This window comes from Streptosporangium sp. LJ11, assembly GCF_051918945.1.
Classification (GTDB): Bacteria; Actinomycetota; Actinomycetes; order Streptosporangiales; family Streptosporangiaceae; genus Streptosporangium.
Window position 1 is genome coordinate 36,659 of the sequence record NZ_JBPXMB010000039.1, and the last position, 14,006, is coordinate 50,664.

General features: G+C 73.3%; 12 protein-coding genes. 9 read left to right on the top strand and 3 right to left on the bottom strand.

Annotated elements, in window-relative coordinates:
• Nucleotides 1–105: 105 nt before the first annotated feature.
• On the bottom strand, nucleotides 106–2,052 hold the full coding sequence (locus ACTOQ3_RS39015; protein ID WP_440088750.1) for a protein kinase domain-containing protein: 1,947 nt from the start codon (nucleotides 2,050–2,052) through the stop codon (nucleotides 106–108).
• The gene (locus ACTOQ3_RS39020) at nucleotides 2,049–4,037 is read right to left on the bottom strand and encodes a serine/threonine protein kinase (RefSeq protein ID WP_440088751.1); all 1,989 of its coding nucleotides are present in this window, start codon (nucleotides 4,035–4,037) and stop codon (nucleotides 2,049–2,051) included. Before ACTOQ3_RS39020 ends, ACTOQ3_RS39015 begins: the two co-directional genes overlap by 4 nt.
• 313 nt (nucleotides 4,038–4,350) lie before the next feature.
• On the opposite strand from ACTOQ3_RS39020, the gene ACTOQ3_RS39025 reads away from it, so the two are divergent.
• Entirely contained in the window at nucleotides 4,351–5,238 is an 888-nt protein-coding gene (locus ACTOQ3_RS39025; RefSeq protein WP_440088752.1) for a helix-turn-helix domain-containing protein, read from the top strand.
• A 135-nt stretch (nucleotides 5,239–5,373) separates the two neighbouring features.
• Here ACTOQ3_RS39025 and ACTOQ3_RS39030 read toward each other — a convergent pair whose 3' ends face one another.
• Nucleotides 5,374–6,048, bottom strand: coding sequence for a pyridoxamine 5'-phosphate oxidase family protein (locus tag ACTOQ3_RS39030; protein ID WP_440088753.1), 675 nt, complete (start codon nucleotides 6,046–6,048; stop codon nucleotides 5,374–5,376).
• 245 nt (nucleotides 6,049–6,293) lie between these two features.
• Between ACTOQ3_RS39030 and ACTOQ3_RS39035 the strand changes: the two genes are divergently transcribed.
• The 8 genes from ACTOQ3_RS39035 to ACTOQ3_RS39070 all read left to right on the top strand — a co-directional run bounded on the left by ACTOQ3_RS39035 (nucleotide 6,294) and on the right by ACTOQ3_RS39070 (nucleotide 14,006).
• Entirely contained in the window at nucleotides 6,294–7,220 is a 927-nt protein-coding gene (locus ACTOQ3_RS39035) for a sugar phosphate isomerase/epimerase family protein (RefSeq protein WP_440088755.1), read from the top strand.
• Nucleotides 7,221–7,537: 317 nt separating this feature from the next.
• The gene (locus tag ACTOQ3_RS39040; RefSeq protein WP_440088756.1) at nucleotides 7,538–7,819 is read left to right on the top strand and encodes an MSMEG_0570 family nitrogen starvation response protein; all 282 of its coding nucleotides are present in this window, start codon (nucleotides 7,538–7,540) and stop codon (nucleotides 7,817–7,819) included.
• Nucleotides 7,816–9,123, top strand: coding sequence for an MSMEG_0569 family flavin-dependent oxidoreductase (locus ACTOQ3_RS39045; protein ID WP_440088757.1), 1,308 nt, complete (start codon nucleotides 7,816–7,818; stop codon nucleotides 9,121–9,123). Before ACTOQ3_RS39040 ends, ACTOQ3_RS39045 begins: the two co-directional genes overlap by 4 nt.
• A 1-nt stretch (nucleotide 9,124) precedes the next feature.
• Entirely contained in the window at nucleotides 9,125–9,940 is an 816-nt protein-coding gene (locus ACTOQ3_RS39050) for an amidohydrolase family protein (RefSeq protein WP_440088759.1), read from the top strand.
• Between the two features lie 13 nt (nucleotides 9,941–9,953).
• Nucleotides 9,954–10,466, top strand: a complete 513-nt coding sequence (locus tag ACTOQ3_RS39055; protein ID WP_362691351.1) for an MSMEG_0572/Sll0783 family nitrogen starvation response protein — start codon at nucleotides 9,954–9,956, stop codon at nucleotides 10,464–10,466.
• Nucleotides 10,467–10,476: 10 nt separating this feature from the next.
• Nucleotides 10,477–11,529, top strand: coding sequence for an MSMEG_0568 family radical SAM protein (locus tag ACTOQ3_RS39060; protein WP_440088760.1), 1,053 nt, complete (start codon nucleotides 10,477–10,479; stop codon nucleotides 11,527–11,529).
• Between the two features lie 7 nt (nucleotides 11,530–11,536).
• A complete protein-coding gene (locus ACTOQ3_RS39065; protein WP_440088762.1) occupies nucleotides 11,537–13,072 on the top strand; it encodes an MSMEG_0567/sll0787 family protein in 1,536 nt (511 codons plus the stop codon).
• A gap of 91 nt (nucleotides 13,073–13,163) precedes the next feature.
• Nucleotides 13,164–14,006: a carbon-nitrogen hydrolase family protein gene (locus tag ACTOQ3_RS39070; protein ID WP_362691360.1), complete on the top strand. Its 843-nt coding sequence runs from the start codon at nucleotides 13,164–13,166 to the stop codon at nucleotides 14,004–14,006.

Sequence of the window (14,006 nt, forward strand, 5' to 3'; positions counted from 1 at the left end):
CGGTCCCCCGGCCCGCCGCCCGACTGATCTCCTTCGCCCGTCACTCAAGCGTGTGGCCGTCTCCCGCGTCTCTCACCCAAGTGTGTGGCCGGTCCTCCTCGCCCGTCATCTGAGCGTGTAGTAGAGGCCGATCTTGCTCAGTTCCGTGGCGGGGCCGTCCGCGAGGACCCGCACGACCTTCCCGCGCAGGTCCAGCATGACGACCTTCATGGTCTTCCCCTCGGTCACGGTGCCGAGGAAGTGGCGGTCGCCCAGCCAGCCGCTGAAGCTCATCCCTTTCCTGATCGGGACGACGGCCCTGCGCTCCGCCGTGGCGGCGTCCCACACGCAGACGTCCTGGGGCCTGTCGCGGCAGCGGGTCGTGAAGACCGTCCCGAGTGAGGTGGCCCGGACGTCGTCCGTGACCAGCCGGCCCACCTTCGGGACCGTCCGCAGCGGCGTGCCGTCCAGGCGGTAGAAGCGAACCGACCCGTCCGGCCCGGTGTGCAGGACCGAGGCCGCGTCGGCGCCCCAGACGTAGTCGGAGCGGTGGTCGTCGTCCCGCACCCGGAAGACGCGGGCCGTGCGCGAGGCCACGTCCACGATCACGAAGCCCCGGGAGCGCTGCTCCTCCTCGATTCCCTCGTAGATCGTCAGCAGGATCCTCGTCCCGTTCCGGTCCCAGTGCGGGTTGAAGGTCGTCAGCGGGGAGTCGACGGTCCTGATCTGGGTCTCCGGTTCTCCCCCCGGACCCACCAGCCGGATCAGGTCGAACCCCTCCAGCGTGAACTTGTTGTCCGGGTTGACGGCGACGCGCGCTCCTCCCGGCGCGGACACGGCGGTCATGAACGTCCCCAGGAACGTGAACTCCGCGGTGTCGCCCCGCCGAAGGAAGACGGGGGAGCCGCCGGCCCTCTTGCGCGAGTCCCGGTAGGTGGTGACCCGCTCCGTGTCCGCGGGGTTCTCCCTCAGGGTGATCTTCGTTCCGGGGATCCGCAGGTCGGTGGTGGAGGTGGTGGGCATCGTCCCGATCGGCGGTCTCGCGGGCGGGGAGGGGGTGCCCTCCGGACCGCTCGCGACCACCTTCGCGGGCTCCTCCGTCCCCGCCGCCCGGACCGCGAGGACCGCGACGCCGGAGGCCGCCGCGAGCGCCAGCGCGGCGAGGGCGGCGACCACCGGGCGCGAGGCGCGCCGCCGGGCCGGCGGGGGAGCGGCCTGCTTGCGGCCTTCGCCGAGCACCTCGTGACCCGATTCGTACGACGGCCGCTCCGCCGGATGGCCCAGCAACCGCAGCAGCGCCGGCATGGCCGCCGGGCGCGCCCGCGGGTCCTTGGCCAGGCACCCGGCCACCACCTCGCGCAGCTCGTCGTCCAGGGAACCGAGCGTGGGCTCGGCGTTCAGGATCCGATGGATCACCGCGGGCAGCGGGCTCGTGCCGAAGGGCGGTTCCCCCGTCGCCGCGCACACCACCGTCGACGCCCACGCGAACAGGTCGGCCGACGGCCCCGCCTCGCGCCCGTCGAACTGCTCGGGCGCCATGTACGGCGGGGTGCCGACCAGGTGGTCGGAGGCCGTGGAGACGGCGTCCAGCGCGCGGGAGATGCCGAAGTCGATCACCCGGGGGCCGTCGCGGGCGAGCAGCACGTTCGCGGGCTTGAAGTCGCGGTGCACGACGCCCGCCCGGTGGATGGCGGCCAGCGCGGTGAGGGTCCCGACCGCGAGCCTGCGCAGCTCGGCCCCGCGCAGCGGTCCCCGTTCGTCGATGACCTGGGCCAGGCTGGGCCCGTCGACGTACTCGCTGACGATGTACGGCATGCCGCCGGCCTCGCCGTGTTCCAGCACCTGCGCGGTGCAGAACGCCTCCACCCGGCGGGCCAGCTCGATCTCACGGTGGAAGCGCGCAAGGGTCTGCTCGCCGCCGCCCCTGCCGAGAACCTTCACCGCGACCCGCGCCCCGGCGGGGGACTCCGCGAGGTACACCGTGCCCTGCCCGCCGCGGCCGAGCCTGCCGGTGACCCGGTGCGGCCCGATCCGGTCGGGATCGCCGGGAGCCGGGGGGAGGACCCTGGTCATCCGGCCGTCACGGTGAAGCTCAGGAGGGCCGTGTCGCCCTTCTTGAGGTCGGCGAGGACCCGGACGGTCTTGCCGTACAGGTCGACCACCTCGATCTTGGAGCCCTTCTTGACGGGGTTCTGGAGGAGCAGGTGGTTGTTGTTGAACCAGCCCACGAAGCGGGCGTTCTCCCCGATGTTCATCGTGTAGCGCCGGTGGCCGCTCACCGTGTCCCACACGCACATGGTCTTCCCTTTGGGGCATATCGTGGCGAAGAGCGCGCCCGAGGGGGAGAACCAGGTGGTGTTGCGCGGCTGGCCGACCCAGTGCATCGTCCGGATGGACTGCCCGTTCGGGCCGTAGAAGTCGACCCCGTGGCCCTTGCCGTCGTAATATCCCCGCGCGACCGAGCCGTCCGGCGCGAACGTGACGGGAAACGTGTCGGAGCCGACGGACTCGGTGCGCACGTGGGTGGCCCTGCGCGCCGCCACGTCCACCACCACGAACCCGTCGGACTGCTCCTCGTCCGTGTCCCGTACCGACAGCAGGACCTTGGAGCCGTCCTTCGACCACACGGGGTTGTGCCCCTCCCTGGGCCGCTCGACGGTCGGGACGTCGAACTGGGTGCCGTTCCTCAGGTCGCGGACCCTCAGGTAGTCGAAGGACGAGTCGGCGAACTTCCCGATCGGGTTCAGCGCCACCAGGTCGCCCTGCGGCGACAACACCGGCTGCATGGCGCTGGCCACCTGTTTGAACGTCTCCTTCCCCTTCTCCCTGACGAACGAGGCGAAGGGCAGCTTGATGTTCACGTAGCCGCCCAGCTTGACCGTGTCCTTCGGGTTCTCGTGCAGGGTGATGCCCGTCCCCGGCAGCTTGATGTCCCTGGTGGCCTTCTCCGCCGACTCCCAGGGCGCCGTGGTCACGTTCGGGCTGAGCTGGGGCTGGGGGGTGAAGGCCGGGGCGAGCGCGCCCTGCGCGGTGCTCCGGGCCGGGCGCGGAGCGGCCGCGGGCGCCGGGTCTCCCGACACCGCCAGGTAGACCGCGCCGCCGGAGACGAGGGCGACGGCCAGCGCGCCCGCGGCCAGCAGCGCGGGGCGGGCACGCCGCAGCGGCCGGGTGGCGGGAGTGCCGGGCACGAAGGACGCTGACGACGCTGACGACGCTGAGGACGCTGAGGACGCGAAGGGGCCGAGGGGCGCCTGGTCGGAGGTGAGGAACCCGCCGACCAGGCGGAGCAGGGCGTCGCTCGCGGTCGGCCGCCGCGCGGGATCCTTGGCGAGACAGGTCGTGACCAGCTCGCGCAGGTCGCCGGGGAGCGCGCCGAGGTCGGGTTCGTCGTTGACGATGCGGTTGACCGTGCCCGACATCGTCCCCGCGTCGAAGGGGGAGCGGCCCGAGGCGGCGAAGACCACGGTCGCCCCCCACGAGAACAGGTCCCCCTCGGGCCCGGGGGAGGTGCCCATGAGCCTCTCCGGCGCGCTGTATGCGGGGACGTCGACCTTGCGGGTCGTGCTGGACGCGGTCGCCTCCAGCGCTCGCGCCATGCCGAGGTCGATCACCCGTGGCCCGTCGGGGCCGAACACCACGCTGCCGGGGCGCAGGTCGCCGTGGACCGTACCCGCCTGGTGCAGGGCGACCAGGGCGGTCATCGTCCCGACGGCCAGCCGGTGCAGCGCGGACGCGCCCAGGACGCCCTCGGAGGTCACCGTCTCCTGCAGCGTGGGACCGTCGACGTACTCGCTCACGATGTACGGCCTGTCGCCGTTCACCCCGCCGTCCGGCCCGCTGTCCAGCACCTGCGCCGTGCAGAAGGCGGGTATCTCCCGCAGCGGCTCCATCGCCTCCCGGAACCGCTCGGGACTCACGTCCGCGGGGAGCAGACGCACGACCACCCGGTCTCCCGAGGGGGCCGTGGCGAGGTAGACGTCATCCCCGAGCCGCCCGGTGACCTGGTACTCGCCCACGCGTTCGGGATCCCCCGCCCGTACGGGGTCGATATCGGGCATGGTCTGGCTTCCTCTCCGAGGAGTCCATTCGAGATCACTAATTATGAGGATTCGGCACCACAAAGTGGAGAATTCAGGAGAAGAGATGCGGACTTCTCCGGGCGCCGCGCTCACGGGTACGGCCGGACGGATGTCACCCGCCCGAGGCGTGGTCCGGGTTCCGGTGAACCTGCTGTTCCGTATGGGAATGGCCTAAATTCGGGTCGCGGTGTCCTCGTCTCACTGCGGGGAACGGGCCTGACGTGAAAAGCTCGACCATTCACTGGGCGACCGGTCGCGGTCGAAGGGGGCGAACTTGCGCGTTGTTCGGGCGATGAGCGAACAAGCCGATGGCCAGAACCCGGATCACCGGCAGGCCGGGCCCACCGTGGTCCGCATGCTGGTGGGCGCGCAGCTCCGGCGGCTGCGCGAGAACGGCCACATCACGCGCGAGGAGGCCGGAGAGGCGATCCGCGCCTCGCACTCCAAGATCAGCCGCCTGGAGCTGGGGCGGACCGGCTTCAAGCAGCGCGACGTGGCCGATCTCCTCACCCTCTACGGGGTCGTCGACGACGACGAGCGCGCCTCGCTGCTCGCCCTGGCCGCGGAGGCCAACAGGCCCGGCTGGTGGCATGCCTACGGCGACGTGGTTCCCCCCTGGTTCGACGCCTTCCTCGGGCTGGAGCAGGCCGCCTCCCTCATCCGCGGCTACGAGGTCCAGTTCGTCCCCGAGCTGCTGCAGACCGAGGAGTACGCCCGCGCCCTCATCCGGCCCGCCTGCGCCGGCGCCCCCGAGTCAGAGGTCGAGCGCCGTGTCGCCCTGCGGATGGGGCGCCAGCGGCTCCTCACCCGGCCCGAGCCCGCCACGCTCTGGACCGTCGTCGACGAGGCGGTGCTGCGCCGTCCCGTCGGAGGCCCCCGGGTGCTGCGCGACCAGCTCCGGCACCTCACGGAGATCGTCGAGCTCGGCCACGTCACCCTCCAGGTCATGCCGTTCAGCGCCGGCGCGGCCGCCGCGGCGACGGGCCCCGCCACCATCCTGCGCTTCCCCGAGGGGGAACTGCCCGACCTGGTCTACCTCGAACAGCTCACCGGAGCCCTCTACCTGGACAAGGTCGCCGACGTCGAGCGCTACTGGCACGTCATGAACCGGCTGGGGATCGAAGCCGAACGGCCGGCCGCGACGACGGCTCTCCTGCACCGCCTCATCAAGGAGATCTGAGGTTCTCCCCGAGCCCCTCAAGGAGACCCGGGCCTCCCGGCCCCGGGGGAGGGAACCGGGACGCGGACCGGCCGCGGGAGCGCGGGGAGACCGGCCCGGGGCGGGTGACGACCCGGGCGTCCGTCTCCGCGGGAATCACGGGTCGCGCCGGATGCGGCGGCCGGTGACCTCGGTGGCGGCGATCCTCACGTACAGCTCTCGCTCACCTCCCGCCCACGGCCGGACGCCCAGCGCCGCCAGGGCGGCACGGTCCTCGTCCGAGGAGACGTGGTGGACCCCGCCGCGCACCAGCACGCTCCAGCCCTCGCGGCCGGCGTCGTCGATCCGGTCGACCTCGAAGGCCACCTTGGACTCGACCCCCTGGACCCCGGTGCGCAGGGCGTCGTCGAGCGGGCCGCCGAAGGCGGTGCGGAAGATCACCGAGCTGCCGTGCAGGGCGTAGTTGACCGGCAGGATCACCGGGCCGTCGATCTCCTCGAAGGCGATCCGCCCCACCCCGCCGGGGGTGATGAGCCGCAGGCACTCGTCCCGGTCCAGCTTCTCCAGCTCCGGCCGGGAGCCCGGCCGGCCCCGGCCGGGCGGCAGATCGACGTTCCCGCCGAGCAGGTCCTCGGGCCTGGTGTCCAGGGCGGTGGCCACGCGGTTCACGGTGCCGGTGTTCGGCGAGGCCACGGCGTCCTCCAGATAGGCGAGATAGCCCGGATCGATCCCGGCGCGCCTCGCCAGCTCGTCCCGGGTGAGGCCGAGGTCCTCGCGTCGTCTGGCGATCCGGCGGCCGAGGTCGCCCGGGGCCGATACGCGTCCAGTCATGGGATTCTCCAGCTGAGAAGATCGATGTCGCTGCGAGTCCGGGGCTCCTCCGGCTCCGCGCCCCCCGATCGGCATCACCTGAGGCCTCCCCCCACTCGCTCGCCCCTAATCCGGTGCGGCGGATGACCCGCCCCGCGGCCTCGCCCGCCGGAGCCCCGCCATCCCGGCACGCGCGAGATGGCGGGGCGTCTACGATGGACTCGCCTGGGAAGCGCTTTCCGGACGGCGGTGGCGAGGGAGCCTCGATGAAGTTGGCGTTCAGCACGCTCGGCATGCCGGGGCAGGGCCTGCGCGAGGCCGTCGCGACGGCCGTGGAGTACGGCTGCGCCGGCCTCGAACTCCGCCTTCACCCCGACACCGGGGTCCATGCCGGGCTCTCCCCGGCACGGCGCGCGAAGGTCCGCGCGGTCCTCGCCGGGTCGCCGGAGGGGCACCCGGCAGTCGCGGGGGCGCCGGGTGCCCACCGGCAGGACGCCGGGTCGCCGGGCGGCCGCCCGGAAGAGGCCGGGTCGCCGGGCGACGGCGGGGACGGCACGCCGGGCGCCGCGCGCCCCGCCGGTGGCGGCTCGTCCGGGATCGCCCGGCCGGAGGTCTCCGCCCTCGCCGGATACGTCAGGATCGCCGCGGCGGGCCCGGACGAACCCGTCGTGCGGGCGCTGCGGGACGATCTGGCGCTCGCCGCCGACCTGGGCGCGCCCGCCGTGCGGGTGTTCCCCGGAGGGGATGACGTCGAGACGGGGGCGCGGCGGCTGCGCGCGGTCGCGGACCTGTGCGTGGAGTCAGGGGTACGGGTGCTGGTGGAGACCCATGACGCGATGCCGACCGGCGCCGCGGTCGGGCGGCTGCTGGACGCGGCGGGCGTTCCCGGGGCGGCGGGCGCGCTGTGGGACGTGCTGCACCCGTGGCGGCACGGCGAGGAGCCCGCGGAGACCCTGGCGGCGCTGGCCGGGCACCTGGCGTACGTGCAGATCAAGGACGCGGTCTCGGCCGCCGACACGACCCCGGTGCCGATGTGGGCGGGCGGGGTCCCCCTCGACGAGTGCGGCGAGCTGCTGCGCGGTTTCGGGGGCTGGGTCTCCCTGGAGTGGGAGCGCACCTGGTATCCGCACGTGGCGCCGGTGGAGGAGATCCTCCCCGGAGCCCGCGAGTGGGTCGCCCGCTTCTCGGCGTGACCGTCCTCCGCGCCGTCCCCTCCCGGTTGATCCGTCAGGCGGGCCCGGCGGGCGGGGTCGTGGTGAGGCCGTGCCCGGAGAGCGGCGCCGGGCAGCGGGCGGCGGCCCGGTACGCCGGCGCCGGGCCCCGAGATCAGGATGTTCCTGTTTCGGGACCCCGTTCCGCCTCACTGTCAACCGGTGAAGAAGTTGGTGTGACCACGGCAATCGCGTTTTGTTCCGGATGAAACAGGTCGGCAACGTCCGCCGGTTGAACTGGCGTCAGCGGTAAAGGCCCGCCGATTCGGATAAGGCCGCTTTCACCTGTGGAGATTCGCATGCCTGAGATGTACTTCCAGGTCAGATGGCCCGATGGCTCGCGACAACGCTGTTATTCTCCATCGCTCGTCATCGAGGACTTTCTTCGTCCCGAACAATCGTACCCAATCGCCGAATTCGTCTCGCTGAGCAGCAAGGCTCTGGAGGCGGCCGGCGGGCGCGTACGCGAGAAGTACGGGTTCGGGTGCACGGCCGCGGCCGGCCAGCTCGCCGAGATCGAGAGGAAGGCGGCCGGTTTCGCCGGTGCCGGCATGGTGACGGTCGAGAGGTTCGAGCGGTGAACGGCCGTCACCACGAGGTGGTCGTCGTGGGCGCGGGCCAGGCCGGCCTGTCGATGAGCCACTGCCTGCGCCGGGACGGCGTCGACCACCTGGTGCTCGAGCGTCATCGCGTGGGCAACGAGTGGCGCGCACGGCGCTGGGACTCCTTCTGCCTCGTCACGCCCAACTGGCAGTGCCGCCTGCCGGGGTTCCCCTACGCGGGCGACGACCACGACGGTTTCATGCTCCGAGACCAGATCGTCGCCTACCTGGAGGACTACGCCGCCTCCTTCTCCCCGCCGGTGCTGGAGGGGGTGAACGTCACCCGCCTCCTCCCCGACGGGCGGGGCTTTCGCGTGGAGACCGACCGGGGCACGGTCACCGCGGGCCAGGTCGTGGTCGCCACCGGCCCCTACCAGGTCCCGGTGATCCCGCGGGTGGCCGAGCGGTTCCCGTCGCACATGACGCAGATCCACTCCGGTGACTACCGCAATCCCGAGCAGCTGCCTCCGGGCGAGGTGCTGGTCGTCGGCACCGGCCAGTCGGGGTGCCAGATCGCCGAGGACCTGCATCTGTCCGGGCGGCGCGTGCACCTGTCGGTCGGCGGCGCGCCCCGGGTGGCCCGCTTCTACCGGGGCAGGGACGTGGTGGCCTGGCTGGACCTGATGGGCCACTACGACCGGCCCATCGACTCCTTCGACGACCGCGACGCCGTCCGCGCCCGCGCCAACCACTACGTGACCGGCCGCGACGGCGGACGCGACATCGACCTGCGAGTCTTCGCCCTGGAGGGGATGAGCCTGTACGGCAGGCTGGTCACGGTCGAGAACGGCGCCGGAAGCGGCACAGCGCGGTTCGCCCCCGACCTGCGACGCAACCTCGACCACGCCGACGCGGTCTGCGAGAGCGTCAAGGACTCCATCGACGCCTTCGTCGACCTCCACCGCATCTCCGCCCCCGCCGAGAAGCGCTACACACCGCCCTGGCAGCCCGCCTTCGAGCCCGACACCCTGGACCTGGGACGGATCACCTCGGTCGTCTGGTGCACCGGCTTCCGCCGCGACCACGGCTGGATCAGGGTGCCGGTCTTCGACGGCACCGGCTACCCCACCCACGAGCGCGGCGTCACCCGGGTCCCCGGCCTGTACTTCCTCGGGCTGCCCTGGCAACACACCTGGGGCTCGGGCCGCTTCTCCGGAGTGGCGGCCGACGCCGAGCACCTGGCCCGGCACATCGCCGCCGCGGGCGGTCCCGTACCCGCCCCGCGCGCCGCGGGACCGGCGCCGCTCGGCTACTTCGTCCACCCCGAGCTGCTGGGAACATGACATGGTCTTCGACGCCCACCGCCACCTCGGGGTCCTGCCCGCCCACCCGTTCTACGGGGGCCCTCCGGTCAACCCCGACACGACCGCTCGCGCGAGCGTCGCACGACTCCTGGCCGACCTGGACGCCGAGGGCACCGAGCGCGCCCTGGTGATGCCCAACTACGGAGTGCCCGATCCCGGGGTCGCGTTCGCCTTCAACGAGCTCTGCCTGGAGGCGGCGGACCGCGATGACCGGATCCGCTGCGGCCTGTGGGTCTCGCCGCGTCCCGAGGACGAGCGGCGCACGGCCGAGGCGCTGGCGCTGGCCGCCGAGAGCGGCGTGCGCGCGCTGAAGCTCAGCTTCCTGCTGGGCGGGCGCCCCACCGACCCGGCCTGCCGGCCCGCGCTCGACCGCATCTTCACCGCGGCCCGCCTGCACGGCCTGGTGGTGCACGTGCACACCTCGCCGGGTGCCGCCTCCGACATCGACGAGGTGGGCCACCTGGTCGAGTGGTACGGCGACGAGGTCGCCGTCCACCTGGTGCACTTCGGCGGCGGCATGAGCGGCCACATCAAGCTCGCCGGGGCGCGGTTCTTCGACTGGATCACCGCCGGCAAGCGCGTCTACACCGACCTGTCCTGGGCGATCGGATTCACGCCGCGCTGGCTGGCCCAGGAGATCGACCGGCGCGGCATCGGCCACGACCGGGTGTTGTTCGCCAGCGACGAGCCGTGGGGCGACTACGCGGGCGAGCGCGCCCGCCTCGCCGCCGCGGCCGGCGACGGGGAACTGGCCCGCCTGGCCTTCCGCGACACCTTCGAGAAACTGTACGGCTGACAAGGAGAGACCCATGACCGACCTGACCGACCTCGAGAAGCAGAGCCTCACCGAGATCCCGCACCCCTCCCTCCCGGAGGGCTCCAGCCTGTACGGCGGCACCAAGGTCTTCCCCGACTATCAGGCGGAGAACGGCGAGTCGTACTTCACGCTCGTGCACGGCATCGCCCACGAGTCGTCGGTGAGCTTCGTGGCGATCCTGCAGGCGACCCGGGCTTTGCGCAAGGGCTTCGAGTCCGCGATCTACTTCTACGGTCCCGGCTCGCTGAACTGCCTGGCCACCCGGGGCTTCCCGACCACCGGCAACTCCGCCTTCCCCGGCGAGCACAACATCAACAACTCGCTCAAGACGTTCATCGAGGAGGGCGGCAAGGTCTACTGCTGCCGGTTCGGCCTGTCGCTGCACGGCGCCCGCGAGGAGGACCTCATCGAGGGCGTCATTCCCACGCACCCGCTGGACGTGCAGGACGCGCTGATCCACTACGGCCGCAAGGGCGCGATCATCAACTCGACCTACATGTTCTGAGGGGGCACCGGTGAGTGTCGGCACGAGAGTCGACGTGGCCATCATGGGCGTCCGCGTGGACGCCCCGGTGCGCCGGGCGGGCGGTGCGGGACCCAGCGACGACGGGCACCTGGTCCTCGACGGCGCCAACGCCGCGATCCCGCTCAACCCGGCCAGCCCGTACGCCGTCAGGGACGGCAGGCTGTGGCTGGGCGAGACCGATCTGGGTGCCTCCGTCCACGCGGTCGGCCGTCCTCGCTTCTACGACCTGGCGACCGCCGACGGCGTCCCGTACGAGAGGATCGCCCGGCTGCACGGCGCCGACGTGCTGGCCACCACCGTGGTGCAGACCTGCGTCCGCTACGGCGAGGCGGAGCGGTGCCGGTTCTGCTCGATCGAGGAGTCCCTGAGTTCGGGCGCCACCGTCGCCGCGAAGACCCCGGCGCAGCTCGCCGAGGTCGCCGAGGCGGCGGTGCGCCTGGACGGGGTGCGGCAGATGGTGATGACCACCGGCACCACCGGCGGCCCCGACCGGGGGGCGCGCGTCCTGGCCCGTTCGGTGCGGGCCGTGCTGGAGGCCGTACCCGGCCTGCCGATCCAGGTGCAGTGCGAGCCGCCGGCCGACCTGGCCTGGATCGGCGAGCTCAGGCGGGCGGGCGCGTCCGCGATCGGCATCCACGTGGAGTCCCTCGACGAGGAGGTGCGCCGCCGCTGGATGCCGGGTAAGTCCGAGGTGCCGATGTCCGCCTACGAGGCGGCCTGGGACGAGGCCGTGCGCGTCTTCGGCCGCAACCGCGTCTCCACCTACCTGCTGGTCGGTCTCGGTGAGGATCCCGACGAGCTGGTGGCCGGGGCCGCGGGGCTCGTCGAGCGCGGCGTGTACCCGTTCGTCGTGCCGTTCCGCCCGATGCGCGACACCCTCGCGGGCCGCGACGGTGTGCCGGGCCCCGACCCGGCCGTGGTCCGCCGGGTGACCGAGAGTGTCGCCGCGCTGCTGCGGGACGCGGGCATGGCGGGCGCCGATCAGCGCGCGGGCTGCGCCGCGTGCGGCGCGTGCAGCGCGCTCCAGGCCGCGGGCGGGTGAGGCGCCCGTGAGCCTCACCTCCGATCTCCCGGTCGCCTCCGCCCTGAGCGGCGGCTCGGGGCGGGGCGGCCGTACCTCTCCCGGCCGCGGGTCGCGGCTCCCCGAGCCGGTCTGCGACGTGCTGCTCGGCACCCGCGCACCCTCCTTCATCGTGGAGGAGGCGGACACGTCCGGGCTGGCCGCCTACCGGACGCTGCGGCACCGGGTGTTCGTGACCGAGCAGCGCGTGTTCAGCGGCCACGACCTGGACGATCGCGACGACGACCCGCGCACCGTCGTCCTGGTCGCCAGGGACCGGGGCGGCGCCGTGGTCGGCGGCGTCCGGCTCGGGCCGGCCGGTGACGGCCCCGACATCGGGTGGTGGAGCGGCGGGCGGCTGGCCGTCGACCCGGCCGAACGCAACGGCGCGGGCATCGGCCCGGCGCTGGTGCGCGCCGCGTGCGCGCGGGCCGAGGCGGCCGGGGCGCTGCGCTTCGAGGCCACCGTACGGGCCGGTGCCGAGCGCATGTTCACCCGCCTCGGCTGGCGGCCCGTACGCCCCCTGGCCGTGTCCGGCGTACCGCACGTGCTGATGCGCTGGCCCGTCGGCAGGATCGCCGCGCTGGTCGCGGCCACCAAGAGCGACCTCGGGGCGCTGCTGGCCGGGCTCGCGCCCGGCGGTCCCGGTTTCGTCGGCGACGACGGCGCCCCGGTGCCGGGCAGCGACCTGGTCGCGGCCTGCGACGCGATCCTGCCGTCCATGGTGGAGCGCGACCCGGAGTGGGCGGGCTGGTGCTCGGTACTGGTCAACCTCAACGACCTGGCGGCCATGGGCGCGGAACCGGTCGGACTGCTGGACGCGGTGGGCGCCCGCGACACCTCGGCGGTGGCCAGGGTCCTGGCGGGCCTGCGCCGCGCCGCCGACGCGTACGGGGTGCCGGTGCTCGGCGGTCATACCCAGCTCGGCGTACCGGCGGCGCTGTCGGTCACCGCGCTGGGCCGCGCCCGGAAGCCGGTTCCCGGCGGCGGGGCGCGTCCCGGACACCGGGTGTGGCTCACCGCGGACCTGGGCGGCGGGTGGAGGCCCGGCTACACGGGCCGCCAGTGGGATTCCACCACGCACCGCCGCACCCCGCAGCTGCGGGCCATGCTGGGAGCCGTCGCCGCCGCCCGCCCGGCCGCCGCCAAGGACGTGTCCATGGCGGGCGTCGCGGGTACCCTCGGCATGCTCGCCGAGGCCTCCGGCTGCGGAGCCGTACTGGACGTCGCGTCCCTGCCCAGGCCCGGCGCGGCCAGCATGGGCGACTGGCTGACCTGCTTTCCCGGCTTCGCGATGCTCACCGCCGAGCGTCCCGGCAGTCCCGGCCTCGACGCAGGGCCCGCCTCCGGTGCCGCGTGCGGCGAGTTCGTTCCCGGCGGGGGAGTGCGGCTGCGCTGGCCGGACGGGGAGCTGACCGAGGTGATCACCGGCCCGGTGACCGGGCTGGGCAGGGCCGATCCCGGCGGTCGTCACGGGGTCGGAGCGGCCGGCGGGTACGCGGCGGGGAGATCCGGCGTCACCTGAGCCACCTGATCCAACGGAGCCCCGGGAGCCGCCGGAGCCGTAGGGAACCCAAAGGACCCGCAGAACCCGCAGAACCCGGGGAAGGAGAAACGTGAAGTTACGCATGGGCGCCGTCGCGGCGCCGTTCGACCGCGACGTGGAGGGCGGCTTCGCCCGCATCGAGCAGCTGATCACCGCGGCGCGGGCCGAAGGGGTCGGGCTGCTCGCCCTGCCGGAGGCATGCCTGGGCGGCTATCTGCTCAGCATGGACGGCGACCCGCAGGACGCCCCGCCCGCCCTGGACCCCGCCGGGCCCGAGATCCGCAGGCTGGCCGCTCTGGCGGGCGACATGGTCGTCTGCGCGGGCTACTGCGAGGCCGACGGCCCCCGCAGGTACAACAGCGTGGTCTGCCTCAGCGGCGACGGCGTGCTCGGTCACCACCGCAAGGTCCACCAGCCGCTCAGCGAGAACGCGCTGTTCGCGGCCGGTGACTCCTTCTCCGCCTTCGACACCCCGGTCGGCCGTCTCGGCATGATGATCTGCTACGACAAGGCGTTCCCCGAGTCGGCGCGGGCGCTGGCGCTGGACGGTGCCGAGATCGTGGTGTGCGTGTCGGCCTGGCCCGCCAGCAGGACCGATCCCGCGCCCGACCTCGCCGACGACCGCTGGACCCGCAGGTTCGACCTCTTCGACCAGGCCAGGGCGCTGGAGAACCAGGTGGTATGGCTGTCGGCCAACCAGTCGGGGGTCTTCGGCGCCCTCAGGTTCGTCGGCAGCGCCAAGGTCGTCGGCCCCGGAGGGGAGATCCTGGCCCGTACCGGTGTGCCGGGCGGTGTCGCGGTCGCCGAACTGGACGTGCGGGCGGCGCTGGAGGCCGCCCGCCGCTCCATGGGCCACCTGCGCGACCGCCGCCCGGACGCCTACCGTCCCGCGCTCGCCGTGGGAGGATCCTGA